General features: G+C 42.8%; 16 protein-coding genes. 10 read left to right on the top strand and 6 right to left on the bottom strand.

Annotated elements, in window-relative coordinates:
- The first annotated feature begins 18 nt into the window (after positions 1-18).
- From ACNORC_RS03660 to ACNORC_RS03650, 3 genes are all read left to right on the top strand, one after another.
- Complete coding sequence (locus ACNORC_RS03660; RefSeq protein ID WP_418334234.1) at positions 19-1,812, top strand: chloride channel protein; 1,794 nt, start codon at positions 19-21, stop codon at positions 1,810-1,812.
- 2 nt (positions 1,813-1,814) lie between these two features.
- Positions 1,815-2,054, top strand: a complete 240-nt coding sequence (locus ACNORC_RS03655; protein WP_418334233.1) for a hypothetical protein — start codon at positions 1,815-1,817, stop codon at positions 2,052-2,054.
- Positions 2,055-2,155: 101 nt separating this feature from the next.
- Positions 2,156-2,350 carry a cold-shock protein gene (locus tag ACNORC_RS03650; RefSeq protein ID WP_418334232.1) on the top strand — a complete coding sequence of 65 codons (195 nt, stop codon included), beginning with the start codon at positions 2,156-2,158 and terminating at the stop codon, positions 2,348-2,350.
- A 65-nt stretch (positions 2,351-2,415) separates the two neighbouring features.
- Here the strand turns inward: ACNORC_RS03650 and ACNORC_RS03645 are convergent, their stop codons facing one another.
- Positions 2,416-3,369 (bottom strand): NAD-dependent epimerase/dehydratase family protein, encoded by a 954-nt coding sequence (locus ACNORC_RS03645; RefSeq protein ID WP_418334231.1) that lies wholly within the window; start codon positions 3,367-3,369, stop codon positions 2,416-2,418.
- Between the two features lie 131 nt (positions 3,370-3,500).
- Here ACNORC_RS03645 and ACNORC_RS03640 point away from each other — a divergent pair, with 131 nt between their 5' ends.
- Positions 3,501-4,109: a hypothetical protein gene (locus ACNORC_RS03640; protein ID WP_418334230.1), complete on the top strand. Its 609-nt coding sequence runs from the start codon at positions 3,501-3,503 to the stop codon at positions 4,107-4,109.
- Here the strand turns inward: ACNORC_RS03640 and ACNORC_RS03635 are convergent.
- Genes ACNORC_RS03635 through ACNORC_RS03625 form a run of 3 tightly spaced genes read right to left on the bottom strand, consistent with a single transcriptional unit; the run spans position 4,083 to position 6,583 of the window.
- A complete protein-coding gene (locus ACNORC_RS03635) occupies positions 4,083-4,541 on the bottom strand; it encodes an RES family NAD+ phosphorylase (protein ID WP_418334229.1) in 459 nt (152 codons plus the stop codon). The genes ACNORC_RS03640 and ACNORC_RS03635 overlap by 27 nt on opposite strands.
- Entirely contained in the window at positions 4,541-5,026 is a 486-nt protein-coding gene (locus ACNORC_RS03630; RefSeq protein WP_418334228.1) for an Xre family toxin-antitoxin system antitoxin, read from the bottom strand. The genes ACNORC_RS03635 and ACNORC_RS03630 overlap by 1 nt, the downstream gene beginning before the upstream one ends.
- A 57-nt stretch (positions 5,027-5,083) precedes the next feature.
- Positions 5,084-6,583, bottom strand: a complete 1,500-nt coding sequence (locus ACNORC_RS03625) for an FAD-dependent oxidoreductase (protein WP_418334227.1) — start codon at positions 6,581-6,583, stop codon at positions 5,084-5,086.
- Positions 6,584-6,725: 142 nt separating this feature from the next.
- On the opposite strand from ACNORC_RS03625, the gene ACNORC_RS03620 reads away from it, so the two are divergent.
- Positions 6,726-8,243, top strand: a complete 1,518-nt coding sequence (locus ACNORC_RS03620; RefSeq protein WP_418334226.1) for a carboxypeptidase-like regulatory domain-containing protein — start codon at positions 6,726-6,728, stop codon at positions 8,241-8,243.
- Positions 8,244-8,246: 3 nt separating this feature from the next.
- Here the strand turns inward: ACNORC_RS03620 and ACNORC_RS03615 are convergent, their stop codons facing one another.
- The gene (locus ACNORC_RS03615; RefSeq protein ID WP_418334225.1) at positions 8,247-8,474 is read right to left on the bottom strand and encodes a hypothetical protein; all 228 of its coding nucleotides are present in this window, start codon (positions 8,472-8,474) and stop codon (positions 8,247-8,249) included.
- 109 nt (positions 8,475-8,583) lie between these two features.
- Here ACNORC_RS03615 and ACNORC_RS03610 point away from each other — a divergent pair, with 109 nt between their 5' ends.
- The 4 genes from ACNORC_RS03610 (at position 8,584) to ACNORC_RS03595 (ending at position 16,610) form a co-directional block, all read left to right on the top strand.
- Positions 8,584-9,078 (top strand): nuclear transport factor 2 family protein, encoded by a 495-nt coding sequence (locus ACNORC_RS03610; protein WP_418334224.1) that lies wholly within the window; start codon positions 8,584-8,586, stop codon positions 9,076-9,078.
- A gap of 91 nt (positions 9,079-9,169) precedes the next feature.
- Positions 9,170-11,233, top strand: a complete 2,064-nt coding sequence (locus ACNORC_RS03605; protein ID WP_418334223.1) for a M13 family metallopeptidase — start codon at positions 9,170-9,172, stop codon at positions 11,231-11,233.
- A gap of 510 nt (positions 11,234-11,743) precedes the next feature.
- Positions 11,744-14,314, top strand: coding sequence for an ATP-binding protein (locus tag ACNORC_RS03600; protein WP_418334222.1), 2,571 nt, complete (start codon positions 11,744-11,746; stop codon positions 14,312-14,314).
- 295 nt (positions 14,315-14,609) lie between these two features.
- Entirely contained in the window at positions 14,610-16,610 is a 2,001-nt protein-coding gene (locus tag ACNORC_RS03595) for an IPT/TIG domain-containing protein (protein ID WP_418334221.1), read from the top strand.
- Between the two features lie 140 nt (positions 16,611-16,750).
- Here ACNORC_RS03595 and ACNORC_RS03590 read toward each other — a convergent pair whose 3' ends face one another.
- Entirely contained in the window at positions 16,751-17,311 is a 561-nt protein-coding gene (locus ACNORC_RS03590) for an OsmC family protein (protein ID WP_418334220.1), read from the bottom strand.
- Between the two features lie 241 nt (positions 17,312-17,552).
- Between ACNORC_RS03590 and ACNORC_RS03585 the strand changes: the two genes are divergently transcribed.
- Positions 17,553-18,146 carry an N-acetylmuramoyl-L-alanine amidase family protein gene (locus ACNORC_RS03585; protein WP_418334219.1) on the top strand — a complete coding sequence of 198 codons (594 nt, stop codon included), beginning with the start codon at positions 17,553-17,555 and terminating at the stop codon, positions 18,144-18,146.
- Positions 18,147-18,752: the final 606 nt, after the last annotated feature.

Raw genomic sequence — 18,752 nt, 5'->3', positions numbered from 1 at the left:
TCCTTAGGATATATTGTAATGCCGGTTAAAAAAAGAAATCCGTTACTCTTAAGATTCCTCATCTGGAGAACCAAGAATATGTCTCAGCGGCAATTTGTGATGCTGTTGAGTGCACTTATTGGTTTTACTGCCGGGTTGGGAGCTGTGGTAATTAAGAACGCAACCCATTTCATTCAGCATTTGCTGGAAGGAAAATTCATTGCCAACTATCACCATGCCTTCTACTTTGCCTTTCCTATAGTGGGACTGACCTTAACGTTGCTCATTATTCGCTATGTTCTTAAGAGGCCGGTAGGTCATGGAATACCTTCCACCTTATACGCCATTTCCAAGAAAAAAGGAATTATGCGCTCCATGCAGATGTATGGATCTATCCTTACCGCCCCTATTACCGTTGGTTTTGGTGGATCTGTAGGATTGGAAGGTCCTACGGTGGCAACAGGTGCCTCTTTAGGTTCCAACATTTCCAGGTTATTCAATATGAATCAGGCAACAAGGACCTTATTAATAGGTTGTGCTGCTGCCGGTGCCATGTCCTCCATTTTCAAAGCTCCCATTGCAGCCATTGTATTTGCAATTGAGGTATTCAGTCTGGACCTAACCCTTTCATCTCTGCTGCCACTGCTGCTGGCATCGGTTTCAGCGATACTTACCTCCTACTTCTTTTTTGGATCAGATATTATTCTGCCGTTTGACCTGAAAGACAATTTTGTCATGGCCGATGTGCCTTTTTATGTGCTGCTGGGAATTATTGCCTCCCTGTGCTCCATTTATTTCACCCGCGCCTATTTCAAAATAAACGATCTCTTCAAGAAAATCGATGGGCCCTTCAAAAAACTTATCATTGGAGGAACCGCCCTTGGTCTATTGGTCTACTTTATTCCGCCACTTTACGGGGAAGGATATGATGTGATCAACAACCTGTTGCATGAAGATTATGTGCATGCCATGGGCAACACTGCTCTAAAACAATATTTTGACAACTTTTGGGTGGTTATTGCCCTGCTTGGAGGGCTTGTGGTCTTCAAGATCATTGCCACTTCCCTGACCTTTAATGCCGGCGGGGTAGGCGGAATTTTTGCTCCAGTACTTTTTATGGGCAGCACCATGGGACATACCTTTGCCCTTATCCTGAACCATCTGAATATTCTTAAAAACCCGCTCTCGGTAAGTAATTTTACCCTTGTAGGAATGGCCGGATTAATGGCGGGAGTGCTGCAGGCGCCGCTTACCGCGATCTTCCTCATCGCCGAACTCACTCACGGATACGAACTTTTTGTGCCATTGATGATCACCTCCTCCATTTCATTTATGATCACCACCCGCTTCCTGTCACATTCTGTGTACACTATGGAACTGGCGGTGCGCGGGGAACTGATAACCCATAATAAAGACCACGCAGTACTCACTTTAATGGATATCAACCAGGTGATAGAAAAAAATTTCATTCCTTTAAAAGTTGGAATGACTTTGGGAGAAATAGTTCATAAGGGGGTGGTAAAATCCTCCCGTAACATTTTTCCGGTAGTAGATGATGATAATAACTTTATGGGAATCCTTTTACTGGACGATATCCGCCCTATCATGTTCGATAAGAATATGTATGACAAGGTAAAGATCAATGAACTGATGCAGAGTGCGCCAGAGATCATTGATCGCGATAAGGATGGGGTGCGCAACATAATGAAAAAATTCCAGGACAGTGATGCCTGGAACCTGCCGGTGGTAAGCGGAAATAAATATATAGGCTTTGTTTCCAAGTCAAAGTTACTCACTGCCTATCGAAAAAAGTTAATAGAAGTAACAGTATAGATATGAACACTTTATTAAAAATTTTAGGAATTCTGATCCTTCTGGCAGTTGCTGCCGGGTTTTATTTCCGGGAGCAGAACGAGGTTATTTTAGGTGACCGAATCATTGGACTGGCCGTGCTGGCTACCTCTTTTATTCTACTTCCGCTATTCCTTTACCACCGATGGAAAGGAAAGAAATTAGAAGATTATACTCTTTCAGATAAAAACCTTAAAAAAATGAAAGACAGTCAAAAGGACTGATTTGTTGAAAAAAAATTTTTAGAAATAAATAACACTTTCATTAACAACTGTTTCAATTAATAGAGTATGTTTGTACTTTATTAATTATTATTTTTTTTACAATGGAAGGTACAGTTAAATTTTTCAATGAGTCTAAAGGTTACGGATTCATCACCAACGACGACACAGGAAGAGACATCTTCGTTCACGTTACCGGTCTTAATGGTGAAACCCTTAATGAAGGTGACAAAGTCGAATACGTTGAAGAAGAAGGAAGAAAAGGCTTAACCGCAACTCAAGTGCGTGTTATAGGATAATATAAAGTTCTTATTCGAAATTAAAAAGTCCTGCATGGTGTGCAGGACTTTTTTTATGGCCTGTTTTAAACCTGGTGTACCTCTCTGATCCCGTCAAGCATACGGGTAGTCATTTTTTGAAGATCAAATTCATGTTTCCAGCCCCAGTCTTCACGGGCGCGGGAATCATCAATACTTGACGGCCACGAATCTGCGATTGCCTGTCTGAAATCAGGGTTATAACTGATCTCAAATTCCGGAATTTCTTTTTTAATAGCTTCTGCCAGGGTATCGGGTGTAAAGTTCAGGGCAGAAAGGTTATAAGAAGAACGCACCTTTACATTTTCTGCAGGGGCTTCCATCAGGGAGATCGTTGCCCTTATCGCATCATCCATGAACATCATGGGCAGTTCGGTTTCTTTACTTAAAAAGGATGTGTATTTGCCATTTTTGAGTGCCTCGTGGTAGATCTCCACCGCGTAATCTGTAGTTCCTCCGCCCGGTAAGGTCTTATAACTGATGAGCCCCGGATAACGAATACTGCGCACATCTACTCCGAATTTTCGGTGATAATATTCACACCAGCGTTCTCCGGCCTGTTTACTGATTCCGTAGACGGTAGTCGGTTCCATGATCGTTGTTTGCGGTGTATCGTGTTTTGGTGTGGTAGGTCCAAAAACTGCGATGCTTGACGGCCAGAAGACCTTCGATATCTTTTTATCCTTTGCAAGATTCAGCACATGAAATAGGGAATTCATGTTAAGGGCCCAGCCTTTCATGGGAAATTTTTCTGCAGTAGCACTCAGCATGGCTGCCATAAGATATACCTCATCGATCTCATGGTGCATAACCAGGTCCTGGATCTGTTCAAAATTCGTAGCATCGGCGATCTCGAAGGGTCCTGAAGCCATTAATTCTTCATTCCCTTCCCTTATATCACTGGCAATAACATTGTTATTGCCCACTTTTTGCCTCAATGCCAGCGTCAGTTCTGTACCTATTTGTCCGCAAGCACCAATAATCAATATCTTTGGAGTCATGTTGGTTCTGTTTTTTGATTAAAGCAAAGATATCATATTCAGAAAAGATGGAAAATTTAAACAGGTGGCAGTTTTACTAAAATTCCTTCGGAAAAAATCCGGAAGAAAGCCCAAAAACATATCTTTGAAAAATGAAAAAAATCCTGCTTTTACTTAGTGTCCTTTTGCTGATAGGCTGTAAAAAAGAAAATGCCGATGCCGAAACTGCAGCCGAGCCGCAAGGAAACTTTTCAGATCAATTGCAGGTCACTACAAACCGCACCGTAACTCTTCTTCCCGAAGCCAAAACGGAGGTAAGCCAATGGCTGGCATACGCCACTGCCCAGGACGAGATAGGTTCTTTGCGGCAAAAAACAGGATCGGAGATCGTAGGTACTTCCAACAGCCTTATGCAGATCATGGAAAATCTAAGAACTACATTGCCCGATACTTTACAGACCCCTGCAGTCATTGCACGGGCAAACGTATTGCTCACAAAGGCCAAGGTGCTGCACCAGCTTTCAGCGAAGAAACGAAAGAACGCACAGGAGATCTTTGAAGTTGCCAATGATCTCATCGTGGAATTCGACAACTTCAAACTTCAATTGAATGAACTTTTTCTGAAAAGTCCGGGCGATTTTGAACTGGAACTGGACCAGGAGTTTGAGGAAGCCAAAGAGCAGCAAAGAAGAACAAGGGATTCCATAGCCCGGGATACCCTAAGGCAAAGGCCGTTATTTAAAAAGTCGGTTGTCCAGTAAAAATTGTTCAGTTCCCAGAATTCTAATTTTAGAAAAATCCTGATGCCGCGGATTGATGAGATAATTAAAGTCTCCGGGAACTACTGCCGAAGGCACCCTCAAAATGGCCTTTTTTGAAGTACTGGAAAAATCATCACCAAAATGCTGGGTCTGCAAGTTATAAGGAAAAGCATTCCACCGCGCCGGAAAGTCTTCTGCAGCAATCTTTTCGATCTCCAGTTCATCCGGAATTTCGATCTCCACCATCACAAAATCGGTAGGCAATGTTGCAAGACTCAGGTGCACTGCCACTTCAGCCAAAGCCAGGGCGCGGCTTTGAGCCGTATAAATGATCTCTGTTCCTTTGGAATTCCAGCGCCCGCCAACTATGGCAGCACCTTTTCCGGAGAGTGTTTCAGCGTGTTTTCTTCTGGAGAGCCGGTATACCTTCATTAAGCAAAGATTCCCTGGTCAATATGATGTAACTCCTCTACCACCAGCTCCTTGCCGTAGGAATCTTTCAGCAACTCTTTGGGTTTCAAATTTCCAAGACTAAAATTTGGGGTTTGTAACCACAAATAGAATTTTTCAGGACCAAATACAGTGTTTCCCAATGAAGTTACCTCTGCCAATTCCAATATTTTTTCAGAATGTGCGGGTTTAAAAATGTGTTCTTTGGATGCTTTGTAACGCTGCAGGGTCTTAGTGGAAATACTCAAAAATTCTGCCCACTCCTCTTCTTTAAAAGGGGTCTTTTCCTGAATAAGCCGGAAGAGCCGGTAAGGAATCCCTTTTCGAATGGAATGTACAATGAGCATGCGGTTGGACAAAAATTCACGATACGTGATCTCCCGCTCATCCAAATGCAGATTTTGATCCTGTTCCACTTTTTTGAGATAAGTGCGAACTGCTTTATCTATTTTGAGATTGGCATCCATAGCTAGACGTTTGTCTATAAATATACGACAAATGTCCAAAACCCAAAGAGCTTTTTTTCAGGAAGTAAAATCTTTTTGTTCCAGAGGCTTCAGGGCCGGACCTTCTATGACTTCCCCATTGATCTTAAACCTGCTTCCATGACAGGGACAATCCCAGGTTTTTTCGGCATTATTCCAATCTACCACACAGTACATATGAGAACAAAAGGCCGAGAGGCAGTGCACCTCCCCTTCCTCATCCCGGTAAACAGCCAATTTTTGGCCGTCATGGTCCACGACTTTTCCTTCTCCCGCGTCCACTTCTGAAAAATCATCGGCATCTGAAGTTCCAGGCAGAACTTTCAGATATTCTTTCATCACCTGAATATTCTCCTTCAGATATTCTTTGGCTGATTTAACAGGAGTAAATCTTCCGGAGTCATACGTAGAGACCCACTCGTTCTCCCTTCCATTGAGAAGGTCAGCAAAGATCATTGCAGAAAGTACTCCGTAGATCAACCCGTCAGTTGAAAAACCGGTGGCAAGATAGATCCGTTCATCCGGACTTTCGCCAATGAACGGCAAGCCGTCTGCGGGTTTGTAATGTTGGGCAGACCATTTGAAATCGACCGGACCAAGGTCAAAATATTTACGGGCACTCTGTTCGAGGTTGTCAAAAAAATGCTGATTGTCCTCTGCTTTCCCAACTTTATGATGGCCACCAACTACCACCAGGTATTGTTCTGCATCTTTGGAAAAACTGCGAAGGGAATGGTGGAATTCAGCCTCCGTATCCCAAAAGATACCTTCAGGAAACTCTCCCGATTTTAATCGCGCGGCAATCGCATATTCCCGGTAGGGGTAAATTGCCGTTTGCAGCGCGTAAATACCCTTGGGAGTATGGGTGGCTAAAATGACATTTTTGGCCCTCACCTTTCCATGCGGTGTGGAAAGAACGTGAATTTCCCCTTTTTCGATCTCGTGCACCGGGCTGTTCTCAAAAATGCGACAGTTCCTGGGGTCACAATTTGCAGCAAGTCCTTTGACAAAAGCAGCTGGATCGAACTGTGCCTGATTTTCCACTTTTAAAGCCTGGCTCACCTTAATGGGTATAGGCAGCTCATAAAGCATTTTTGCTTCGAGCCCATAATCGGCAGCGGCCCGCATTTCCTTTTCAATGGTCAGATCTTTTTCGTTCGTTTCACTAAAAAGGTACCAGGGAACTCTTTTAAATTGACAATCTATTTCATGTTTCTGCACCAGCTTTTCAACAAGATCAACAGCTGCAGTACGGGAACGGGTAACTTTCCCTGCTGTTTCCTTATCCCATTTTGACTGAATATGGTGAAGCCGCTTGTCAATCATGCTATAGAGGTTCCCGGTAGAGCCACCGGTAGTACCTCCTGCCACTTCCCCACTTTCAAGAACAGCGACCTTCTTCCCGGATCTGGATAAGAGATACGCACTGGTGATTCCGGTAATGCCGGCTCCAACAATAGCCACATCAACCTCAATTTCTTCTGTGAGATAAGGATAACCGGTTTGCGGAGAGATAGATTTCCAAAGAGAAGTAGTCATAGCTGGTAAATTTCCTTTGAAAATAAATAAAGATATTGGGACGCCTGAATACCAGATAGTTAGATTTTTGTTAATACAGTAAATACATTCTCTGGGTGTAACAAATTTGTTGTTGCTGCGTCTTAGGGTAAACGCCAATCTTATGAGATCTCCTGTTCTTGTTCTAATGTTAGTGGTTTGCTGGTTATTCTCATTTTCTGCGGAAGCACAGGAAATTAAAGCACGCGTGCTGGATGCCCAGAATAAAAAACCCATCCAGTATGCCAACGTGATCTTTGCCGAACATCGTGGGGTGGTGACCAATGAAGAAGGATTCTTCAGTTTCAATACTTCGGAAACTCCTGAAGTCATCAAGATCTCCTCTTTAGGTTACGAGGTGCTTGAGATCGACCCAAAGAGCATTACAAACGAAGTTGTCTTCCTGGTTCCTGCCAGCATTGAGCTTAAGGAAGTATTTCTTTCAGACAAAAGCCTTAGCCCGAAAGAGATCATGAAAAAAGTAAGGGAAGGGATCACCACTAATTACGATTTCAACCTCAGCAAGAAACGTATTTTCTTCCGGCAATCCGATTTCAATTACGTGCGGAAATTTGGGCTACACGTGGATGAGAGTACCATAGAAGGAATCGACCAAAACCTGATGGACCGCATTTCTTCCGAAGTGCCAAAAGTTTCCGACTCCTACAAAGAAGTGCTGGCCGACCTTTACGGCAACTACGACAGCCAGAAATTAAGGATCATTAAGGCTGCCAATCTTCATAATCCGCAAAGCACTCAAACCCTGACCGATCTTACCGACAGGTTGGAAACACTTTTTAAACAAAACCTGAAGAAGAATTCATATTTGAAGATACGTTCAGGAATTGTTGGTGTAAAAGTAGATGCGAAAGAGCTGCAGGAAGAGCTCGAAGAAAGCCGGGAAGAAAATCAGAAGAAGGAAAAGACTGCCGAAGAGATCGCAAAGGAACAAATCGAATCCCAAAAAAACCTGCAAAAACGAACCGCTCAAAAACTCAATTCTGTACTCGGTGATATGTTCTGGAAAGAGGACAATACTTTTGACCTTTTTGACAAGCTGAACCGCTACAAATACACGATGGACGGCTATGCATATATTGACAATGCCACTGTGTATGTCATAAATTTTGAACCACGCTGGCGCGGGGATTTTAAGGGAAAAGTCTATGTTAATACAGCCGACTACGGAGTGCACCGCCTGGAATTCGAGAATGTAAAACCTCTGAAGAAATTCCGTCTTTTCGGCATTAGTGCCCTGGACGACGTATATCGCGGCAGAATGATCTTTGTAAAGGACGAAAATGGAAAATACCAATTGAGTTACCTGGAGCGTGAAAAAGGGGAAAGTGTGGGTATAGACCGGCCGTTGACCATTATAGAAAAGAACAAGTATGTTCCCGGCAGAAGAAAACAGAATGAGCTGGACCTGGACATCGACCTGCGAATAAGCCAGGTGCAAAGACTACAGCTGGTGGTGTACGACAAGGAAGATCTGGAACCGGCTCAATATGAGAACCTGCAGTCTCCCGGCGATTTTATCTATGAAAAATTCAAGGTCTACAATCCTGAATTCTGGAAAGGCAACAATATAATAGAGCCGAATGCTGCCATCAAGCAGTTTACGGCGTTAGGAGCGGAATAAGATCTAAGACCTGATCATTTTTCTTTTCCGGCGTTTAAGAAGAGAAAAGAACATTGCAACCATACTTGCGGTTACAGTGTAGATCATCAGGTGGTCATCGGGCGCATCAAAGAGGAGGTAATTGCAGTAATGACCAATAAGCTCTAATTTGAACAGGGCGTGCAACAAAATTCCGCTTATGCTGAAGAAAAACAGAAGGAATGCGATGATTTTCAGAATATTCGATTTCATGACGAATAAATATATTGCAAATAATGATTGCTGCACATAAATCCGGGTGTACTTTTTTCGTTCTTTTGCTTTGGGTGAATTTCGTATCTTGGACCAAACATTCTTACCTATGAAAAACCTTCTTTTGATCTGTCTTTTAGTGGCAGGATCAATCTCTCTGGCCAATGCCCAAACTTCAGAAAAAGAAAATATCAATACCCTGCTAAACCAATGGCACAAAGCGGCAGCAGAAGCCAATTTTGATGCTTACTTCTCAAAAATGGCAGATGAGTCCATCTTTATTGGTACAGATCCTACTGAGAACTGGGATAAACAGAGCTTCATGAACTTTTCTAAACCCTATTTCGACAAAGGGAAAGCCTGGAGTTTCTCCACTCTTGAAAGGAATATCTATACGACTCCGGATTGCGATCTTGCCTGGTTCGATGAACTTCTGGACACCCAGATGGGTATCTGCCGCGGTTCGGGGGTGGTGAGCAAGGAGAATGGAAGCTGGAAAGTTAAACATTATGTGCTGTCCATTGAGATACCCAATGAAAATGTGGACGAGGTAACCCTTCTGAAAAAAGACTTTGACACAGCCCTGATCAAAAAACTGAAGTAAAACTTCATTTTTGGGACAAAATTTGTGGCAACAGTCGCGAACACAATAAAATTTCACGAATAACTTTAATCACTAATAATTTAAATTTCAAATGAAGAGAATAACCAAAGCCCTCCTTTTCTCAATGGTTGCCACTGCAATGGTAACTAGTTGTAATGACGAAAAAGAGGTAAAAGTTGAAGAAAGCAGGGGAATAAACCTTGCCAATATGGACACCACGGTCACTCCGCAGCAGGATTTCTTCCGCTACGTGAACGGTCGCTGGCTGGACACCAATGAAATTCCTGCCGACAAGACCGTGTGGGGAAGTTTCAACGAACTACGTGAAAAAACCGATGCCGATGCCCTTGCCCTTTTAGAGAAAGCGGCTACCAATGAAAAAATGGACGCCGGCAGCGACCAGGCTAAAGCCGTTTACCTGTACGAGACCATCATGGACACTGTGACAAGGAACGAACAGGGAATTGAGCCGATCAAGCCATACCTGGCCAAGATCGACGCCATTAAGAACAAGGAAGACCTTCAGAACTACCTGGAGGAAATGCAGATGTACGGCGGTGGCGGATTCTTCAGATTCGGAGTAGGTGCTGATGCTAAAAATTCAAATATGAACGCGGCTTATCTCGCACCGGGAGGATTAGGTCTTCCTGACAGAGATTACTACGTGGCCGATGACGCCGACTCTAAAGAGAAGCGTGAGAAGTACGTGGCACATATCACCAGAATGCTTCAGTACCTTGGAAATTCCGAAGAAGAAGCAGCCAGTACTGCTAAAAAGATCCTGGCCTTTGAAACAAAGATGGCACAGCCAAGACTGGATAAAGTAGAGCGCAGAGATGCCCGTAAGACCTACAATCCTATGACCGTTGCCGAACTTCAGAAGAAAGTTCCGGCTGTTAAATGGAACGAATTCTTCAGTGAGATTGGAGCCGGTAAACCAGATACTATTATTGTGAGCCAGCCAAAATATATGGAAGCCCTTCAAGGAATCCTGGCTAACCAGAACGTAGAGGACTGGAAGGCTTACTTGCGCTGGAACCTGTTCAATGACGCTGCCGGTATGCTTACTACAGATATTGAACGTGCAAACTGGGAGTTCTATGAGCAAACCCTTCGTGGGGCCAAAGAACAACTACCTCGCAACGAACGCGCGTTGGCCACTATCAATTATGCCGTTGGTGAGGCTTTAGGAAAGCTTTATGTAGAGGAGCATTTCCCTGCGGAAGCTAAACAAAAGGCTGAAGAGATGATCCAGAATGTGATCAAAGCCTACGAGAACAGAATTGACAACCTTACCTGGATGAGCGACAGCACTAAGGTGAAGGCGAAGCACAAATTGAGCACTACCGTGATCAAAGTAGGTTATCCTGATGAGTGGAAAGACTATAGCAGCCTGGAAATGAAAAAACCTGAAGATGGGGGATCTTACTTCCAGAACATGCTGAACGCGGCTAAATGGAATACAAAGGAGGATATAGCCAAACTAGGCAAGCCAGTAGATAAGAGTGAATGGTTCATGGCGCCACAGATCGTGAACGCATATTATAACCCAAGTTACAACGAGATCGTATTCCCAGCTGCCATCCTGCAGCCGCCATTTTACGATTACAAAGCCGATGCTGCTGTGAACTATGGCGGAATTGGAGCTGTGATAGGCCACGAGATCTCTCACGGATTTGATGACAGCGGTGCCCGTTTTGACGCCGATGGAAACCTGAACAACTGGTGGACCGATAAAGACCTTGAGCAGTTCGAGAACCTTGGAGGTGCTTTAGCTGATCAATACAGTGCTATTGAAGTACTTGACTCTGTTTATATCAACGGAAAATTCACTCTTGGTGAGAACATTGGTGACCTTGGTGGAGTAAATGCAGCCTACGACGGATTGCAGATCCACCTGAAAGAACATGGAAATCCTGGTGAAATAGATGGCTTTACGCCAGAACAGCGTTTCTTCCTTTCCTGGGCAACCGTTTGGAGAACCAAAATGAGAGAAGAAGCTCTTAAGAACAGGATCAAAACAGATCCGCATTCTCCCGGAATGTACCGTGCCTACGTACCACTTCAGAATATCGATGCTTTCTACGAAGCTTTCAATATTCAGCCTGGAGATCCAATGTACGTGAAACCGGAGAACCGCGTGAAGATCTGGTAAGACCTCTCAAAAATGACATTTTTAAAGCCTCTTCTTCGGAAGGGGCTTTTTTGTTTCCTGTCAATCCAAGCTATTTGTCATTCCGACGAAGGAGGAATCTCTGGTTTAAATGATTCCGGATTTAAAATTTAAAATTCTAGAGGTTTCGAAAATGTCTTTTTCAGACCTCTTTATTCTCTATTCTTTATTCTTTGCTCTCCTTTCTGAATTGTCTGTCATTCCGACGAAGGAGGAATCTCATTTACAACAATTAATCCTTGTTCAGTTTCTCCAATATTCACTAAATTAGATAAAAGCTTCTGTTTGCAGAATCTTTGATCAAACCCCATTGACCCTGATCATCTTCAGAAGAAACTTTTTGAAGATGAGAATTTTTAAATCCTACCAATAAGATTAACTGACTCTCCCCCAGGTCATTTTTTAAACAATACTTCAGTCAGCGGTCATTTTCCGAATAAGAATGATAGCCCTGCCTGAATCTGTTATTTTACCAATTGAAGTAAAAAATACATGAAGATCACTGACCAAATGAAAACTGAACTTTCCGAATGGCTGGATACCTTTTGGAAGGCTTACATGAAAGGTGATCTTGACCTTTGGTCAACTTTCATAAAAGAAGATTACTACAATATTGGGAGCACTAAAGAAGAGATCTGCCATAGCAAACATGAAATTCTGGAGTACACGCACACCATTCTTGAACAAATGTTGGGCAACACCGAATTGCGGAATCGGGAAATAGAAGTACTTCCCTATGGAGACTATGTTATGGTCAATGAATTTACAGACCTATATGTAAAAGTAGATGGAGAATGGTCGTTCTACGGACCTTTCAGAATGTCGTCTCTCCTGGAAAAAACCTCTACCGGATGGATCGCCCTGCATCAGCATGGATCCTATCCCGATATGAAAGCAGTTCAAGGCGAGGCCTTTGCTCAGGATACATTAAAAGCTGAAAATCTAAAGCTGCAACATGCAGTAGAAGAACGAACAAAGGAGCTGATCTCTAAAAATCGTGAACTGGAAATAGAAGCGGCATTGGAAAGAGTGCGGTCGCAAAGTATGGCCATGCGCCATACATCCGATCTTCAGGAGGTTGTGAATACACTTGCGCACCAGTTACTACGGATCAATATCGATATTAACGGAGGTATCTTCATTGTTGTCAATGAAAAAGTCGGCAGAGATATAGAGATCTGGGGTTGTGGTGGAGCAGCTAATTATGTGGAAAAAGCAGTTATCCCTTATCTGGACAAACCTATTTACTATCACTCGGTTAATTCCATTAAAAAAAAGGTAGATTTTCTGGTAGAGGTATATACAAGAGAGGAAAAGATCGAATTTTTCGAACATTTATTTAAGTATCCACCCTGGAAGTTCACTCCTGAAGAAAAAAAGAAACAATTGCTATCCCTTGAGGGCGGCTATACTAGATCCTGGTGTTTTTCCCCCAATACAAGCATTTTCATGATCAACAATACGGGGAGGGTCTTTTCTGAAGTAGACAATGAACTTTTAAAACGCTTCGGAAAGGTTTTCGAGCAAACCTATACCCGTTTTCTCGACCTGCAAAAAGCCGAAGAACTGGCCAGGGAGGCGATCCATCAGGCCGCACTGGATCGTGTACGTGGCGAAATTGCTTCCATGCGCAACCCCGATGATCTCAAACACATCTCACAAATCGTTTTTAGTGAACTTACCACTCTTGGGGTCCCCTTCATCCGCTGCGGAGTGTTTATTATTGATGAACCAAAAAGTAAAGCACGTCTTTATTTATCTACCCCAAATGGACAACCTTTAGGAGTTTTAAAATTGCACTATCCCTCCATAGAATTTGTTAACGAAGTGGTTACCGCGTGGAAAAAAGAAGAGTTCTACATGAAACATTGGGACCGGGATGATTTTGTGGGTTGGACAAAATTAATGATGGAAATGGGGCAAATAAGCGATGAAAAAATATACCAGGGAAATGACGAACCGCCCTCCTCCCTCGATCTCCATTTTGTTCCGTTTGAGCAGGGAATGCTGTATGTTGGGTGCCGTCAACCTTTGAACGGGCAACAGCTTGAATTGGTCCAAAATCTTGCAGATACCTTTGCCATGGCCTACGCCCGTTATGAGGATTTCAACCAGCTGGGGATAGCAAAAGAAAAACTGGAAATAGCCCTCGCCGATATCAAGGCAACACAGGAGCAAATGGTACAACAGGAAAAGCTGGCGTCTCTTGGTCAGCTTACTGCCGGCATTGCCCACGAAATTAAAAATCCGTTGAACTTTATGAATAATTTCTCCGAGATAAGTATGGAGTTGATCGCAGAAGTTAGGGAAGAACTAAAGCTGCATGCGGCACAATTAAATCCGGAGAATTCAGTTTTCGCGAACAACCAGGTCTTTAAAAATGAGGAGGAAAAGGTTTTGCAGGCGGGCAGGGCAAATGGAATTTCAAAAGTACCCGATCTGGATTATACGGTCTCAATCCTGAACGATATAGAAACCTACCTTGAAAAAATTAAGGAGCATGGGCACCGGGCCGACCGTATAGTAACGTCTATGTTACAACACTCCCGCAGTGGTAGCGGGGTACTTGAACCTACCAATCTGAATTCATTGATAAAAGAGTTTGTAAATCTGGCCTTTTTGGGAATGCAGGCCGGGAAAAATCCAATTGACTTGGATATAAACTTCCAGTTAGATGAGAACATAGGTCAGGTACCACTCATTGCCCAGGATTTTAGCCGGGTGATCCTGAATATGTGTACGAATGCCTTTGATGCAATGAGAGAAAAGGTATTGACCAGAGAAAATGAGTCGACCGCTTACAGGCCACAATTGACCATTCAAACCAATCGCCATGACGGAGAGGTAATGGTGGAATTCAAAGACAATGGCCCTGGAATTAGAGAAGCAATCAAAGAAAAGATCATGCAACCGTTCTTTACCACCAAAAAAGGCAAAGAGGGTACCGGACTTGGGTTGTACATCACCAGCGACATAATTAAAGCACATGGTGGTAAACTAAAGATAAAATCCAAAGAAGGAGTGGGAACGGCTTTTATAATTAACATTCCGGTGGGGAATTAACCGGGAAAGTACCCAAAAATCTTTTTGCACTTTTTCAGTTTCCGTGTAGGAAATTTCCACTAAATTTACAGTATCTGCATTTTTCCCTACAGCTGCAGCCATTTAATTACTGAATTATCCTGTTTTCTTTGATTCTTCTAGAAATTACTAATGATCGAAAACTACCGGCCGGATTAAAAAGTCAAAATAATCCGGATAGCAGCTTAACAGGGAACCTTCTTATTAATAGCTAATGCATACTTTCCAAGCCCCCTCGCCCTTTCAGCCAGCCGAAAATAAAAATCTCCTCCTACAAGTGAAGAAATTACTGCTCTTTCTGGGAGTAATTCTGATCTTTAGTTGCAGTAAGGATGACCCCCCGGCTGAACCTTCCGTAGAGACAATAGACGCCATTCTTTTAGAAGATGGCGGTGTACGTCTCGTGGGTAAAATAAGTAATCTCAGGGTCAATGTTAAATACGGTTTTCTCCTGTCTTACTATAGAGGCGGAATCATAAATATGGATACCGGAATTGTAAAGAAAGATGTTGGGAAAGTGGATGGTGAATATTCTTTTGAAATTAGAAATGATCTATTAGAAGGGAAAACCTATTTCTTCAGCGCGTTCTTTGAGTATGATGGAAAGATTATCATGGGTGAAGAAATGTCTTTCGTATCCAATGGCAGTGCTCCTCCTGTCATAAAGGAGATTACCCCTTCAATAGCACATGTGGGGGACACAATTACCGTAGAAGGCGAAAATTTCTCAAATGAACTTATTGTCTATTTCAATGACAGGAAAGCTAAAGTGTTGCCCGAATCAGAGAACTTATTTAAAACTATTGTTCCGTTCGATAGTTCAAGAGACGAACCATACTCTAACCTGAGCATTCACAACCCAACCGGGGAAACAACTGTTTTTGAAGGTTTTTCCATGTACACTCCGGTGATCAATTCGGTGGCGCCCTACGCTGCTCATGAAAAAGATACCATTACGATCATTGGTGATCATTTCAATTTAATAAATGAACAAAATAGATTGACCATGGAGGTCTTCGGGAATTATTACAATCTGGAAATTGTAAAAAGCTCCCGAACCGAAATCAAATTTGTGAACAATGGCTGGTTCTATGACCTGTACCCTAAAATGAAATTAAAAAGCCAGTTTCAAACCCTTGATTTTGATGATAAGTTTCAGGCCAAACTTCCAACAATTACCGATACTCCAGACTGCATATCTTATGGGAAGACTGCCACTATTTACGGTAAGGATTTCCCCAGGGTAGGAAATAATTTCAGCCAACAGTTCGAACTCAAAATTGGAGGTGTTTCTTTTTCGGCGGCCAGTATTTCCCGGGATAGTATCGTATTAAATATTCATGATGAGTTTTATCCCGATTTCACCTTAAAAGATGTGGTCATTCAGTACCTGGGAGAGACGATCACTTATGAAACGGAAATCTGCATCAATGAACCATGGTTGAAAGTAGGCTTTGACAATCCTCTGCATCCCCTTCATAAGTATCAGGATGAAACCTATGGTTTGATTTCTGATCATAATGGTTCCCTTACCGTGGGGAAATTTAATAGTGGAACTAACAAATTTGAGAGCGTGCTGAACCAGGCTTTACCACAAGCTGTTCGATACGGATTAAGGGCCTGGGATAAGGATAAAATGTACAGTTACGACATCTCTCCAAATGTCAATAAATTTTCCAGCTATAATTTTTTGAATGGGAATCTTGAGGAATTGACACCATTCCCCGGAGCCCAGCGTATAAATGGTATAATGACCCGTGTTGGAGATTATATTTACCTGGGATTGGGAAGAAATAAGGATTATGATCCATTTGATGATCTATGGAGGTACTCCATCCCTGATGACAGCTGGGAAATGATACTTACTTATCCCGGAATAAAAACCTATGAAGATGCCATAAACGACCCGCTTATTTTTGCGTTTGAGGACCGCTTGTTCTTTGAAGGAAGAAGTACGAATGAGCAATCCGGTCTTTTCTGGGAAATTGATCTAACAAGCTTTGCTTTAATACCAAGGTCCAATATACCTTATACCAATTCTAAATCCTTAAAAGGAGCAACAATGGGCTCTAAAGGATATTTCGAAAGTGGTTACCTGTTTGAGTACGACCTCAACAGTGATCAGTGGATAACACATGAGGAAATTGAAGGTACAGGTTATGTGTATGATTCCGGCGGAAGTCTGTTTACCCACAACGGAACTATTTACCGCTCTGTTAGCACAACAACACCTTACTACAATTTATTGTTTAAAATGAACATGAGCTTTTTAGATTAAGTAAAAGGCGTACTGCGGAAGAAGTAATTCTTCCCGGACAACACGGTGAACTTTGCGAAACGTTTTTTCGTCAAAAAAGAAAAGGGCAGGAAATACTCCCGCCCTTTTTTTTTACTAATCTATCAGGATGCAGATAAGCCTCAAATCATTTCCACATTTACCGTAACCGGATTGCGCAATACGTCAAGCACAGGAGAGGTCTTCTGTACATAATCACACAATTCTTTCAGCTCTTCTTTAGGAGCATCTGCCTTCACCTTATAATTGACCTGTATCCTTTGATAACCGGGCCGGGTCTTGTCAGAAATCCCTAAAAAAGCATGAAGGTCCAGGTGCCCCTCAATGTCAAAAGTGAGAGATTCCACATTGATATCCCTTGCTGCCGCATTGTAGATGAACCCTACACTTAAACAGCTGCCAAGCGCGTGAAGAAGAGCTTCCACCGCATTAGCGCCCTGATTTTCTCCTAAAAGCACAGGAGGCTCATCCCCTTCAACAACAATGGGAACATTACGGGAAGTATCTTCCTGTTTTGCCCCGTAGAAGTTCTGGAAAGTGGTGCGGCAATGTCCACCGCCTAACCACTCTGTTCTGGCTCTAAACCTGAAATCAGCCACTTCAGGATCTTTCTTAACCGCGTCTATGGTGCCAACCAGCTGGTCTACATTTACACCATTCTTTTTATGAGCTACATTTTCCATTTTGTTCAGCTTTAAATTAACTCCTTCTAAACCTCTACATCCTAAAACTGATCAGCCTTATAAAGTTAAGGCTAAATTCGTTGATTATCAGGTAGTTCTGTTTATTTTTAGGTGTGAATATTCCTTCGTTCCCGCTTCTTGGCAACCCGGATTTGACATCTCTTCACAATAATTGTAGGAATTTTCTGTTATTTCATAAGTCTGCTTCATGCGCAGGCACCCAACTAAAAACCAGATAAACATGAAACTACTCAGCAAGATCACCGTACTTTTATTGATCTCGTTAAGCCTTTCCTTTACAAATACCGATAAGAGAACAGTCATCATAGACGTGGGTCACGGCGGAAAGGATCCCGGCAATATTAGTAATGGTATTTCTGAAAAAACTGTGGTGCTGAACATTGCGCGGAAGATCAAAGCCATGAATGAAAATGAAGACCTGGAGATCATTCTCACACGGGATTCTGATGTTGGCATGACCCTCAAGGACCGAACCGACTTCATCAATAAAACCGGCGCCGACCTGATGATCTCCCTGCACCTCAACGCTCATAGCCGGGACAGCAAAAAAGGGATCGAACTCTTTACCGGCAGAAGCAGTAATATGCCTTCACAACTCGCTGCACACCTGGCGATAAAAATGAAGGAAGCCCTGGCTGCCGACTTTGAAGTTTCTGAAGTGAAGCAGGCCAATTTCAGGGTGCTTAAAGAAACCCACTGCCCTGCTATCCTTATAGAAATGGGATTTTTGAGCAATCCCGAAGACAGGGAATTTCTCACCTCAGAAGAAGGACAGGAGCAGATGGCCCGCAGCATTTATGAGCTAATACAATAGATTCCAAATTCAGAATTCAAGGGGTCTCAAAAATGCCCTTTTTGGGACCTCTTTTTATCCTCTGTCCTCTGTCCACTCAGCCTGTCATTCCGACGAAGGAGGAATCTCCAGCTTCGCAAATTCCAAATAGGAAATCAAAGTCTCCTTTCTCTGCTCTCTTTTCTTTCTTCTTTCTTTCAAAGCCACGAATGCACAAATGTCTCTTAAAAGAATAAAGAAATATTTAAGCTCCCGGCAGAAGAGCATTCAAAAATGCCCTTTTTGGAACCTCTTTTCTTGTCCACTGTCCACTGACCTCTGACCTCTGACCACTGAAACTGTCATTCCGATCCCGAGGAATCGGGAGAGGAATCTCTGCGGCAGCAAATTCCAAATCCCAAATCCCAAATTCCAAAGTCTCTTTTCTCTGCTCTCTTTTCTTTCTTCTTTCTTTCAAAGCCACAAATGCACGAATATCTCTTTAAAGGATTAAGAAATATTAAAGCTTCCAGCCAGAAGAGTATTCAAAAATGTCATTTTTGGGACCTCTTTTCTTTCCTCTGTCCACTCAGCCTGTCATTCCGACGAAGGAGGAATCTCTGCGGCAGCAAATTCCAAATTCCAAAA

Source organism: Salinimicrobium soli (assembly GCF_048323655.1).
Taxonomy (GTDB): Bacteria; Bacteroidota; Bacteroidia; order Flavobacteriales; family Flavobacteriaceae; genus Salinimicrobium; species Salinimicrobium soli.
The sequence above is the reverse complement of the archived record's forward strand: the minus strand, read 5'-3'. Positions and strand labels throughout refer to the sequence as shown.

Bases quoted from the DNA above. Each gene is read 5' to 3' on its own strand.
- ACNORC_RS03615 (WP_418334225.1), bottom strand. From the start codon at position 8,474: ATGAAATCGAATATTCTGAAAATCATCGCATTCCTTCTGTTTTTCTTC.
- ACNORC_RS03625 (WP_418334227.1), bottom strand. From the start codon at position 6,583: ATGACTACTTCTCTTTGGAAATCTATCTCTCCGCAAACCGGTTATCCT.
- ACNORC_RS03640 (WP_418334230.1), top strand. From the start codon at position 3,501: ATGAAAAAAATCCTGCTTTTACTTAGTGTCCTTTTGCTGATAGGCTGT.
- ACNORC_RS03585 (WP_418334219.1), top strand. From the start codon at position 17,553: ATGAAACTACTCAGCAAGATCACCGTACTTTTATTGATCTCGTTAAGC.
- ACNORC_RS03660 (WP_418334234.1), top strand. From the start codon at position 19: ATGCCGGTTAAAAAAAGAAATCCGTTACTCTTAAGATTCCTCATCTGG.
- ACNORC_RS03655 (WP_418334233.1), top strand. From the start codon at position 1,815: ATGAACACTTTATTAAAAATTTTAGGAATTCTGATCCTTCTGGCAGTT.
- ACNORC_RS03620 (WP_418334226.1), top strand. From the start codon at position 6,726: ATGAGATCTCCTGTTCTTGTTCTAATGTTAGTGGTTTGCTGGTTATTC.
- ACNORC_RS03605 (WP_418334223.1), top strand. From the start codon at position 9,170: ATGAAGAGAATAACCAAAGCCCTCCTTTTCTCAATGGTTGCCACTGCA.
- ACNORC_RS03590 (WP_418334220.1), bottom strand. From the start codon at position 17,311: ATGGAAAATGTAGCTCATAAAAAGAATGGTGTAAATGTAGACCAGCTG.
- ACNORC_RS03650 (WP_418334232.1), top strand. From the start codon at position 2,156: ATGGAAGGTACAGTTAAATTTTTCAATGAGTCTAAAGGTTACGGATTC.
- ACNORC_RS03610 (WP_418334224.1), top strand. From the start codon at position 8,584: ATGAAAAACCTTCTTTTGATCTGTCTTTTAGTGGCAGGATCAATCTCT.
- ACNORC_RS03600 (WP_418334222.1), top strand. From the start codon at position 11,744: ATGAAGATCACTGACCAAATGAAAACTGAACTTTCCGAATGGCTGGAT.
- ACNORC_RS03645 (WP_418334231.1), bottom strand. From the start codon at position 3,369: ATGACTCCAAAGATATTGATTATTGGTGCTTGCGGACAAATAGGTACA.
- ACNORC_RS03635 (WP_418334229.1), bottom strand. From the start codon at position 4,541: ATGAAGGTATACCGGCTCTCCAGAAGAAAACACGCTGAAACACTCTCC.
- ACNORC_RS03630 (WP_418334228.1), bottom strand. From the start codon at position 5,026: ATGGATGCCAATCTCAAAATAGATAAAGCAGTTCGCACTTATCTCAAA.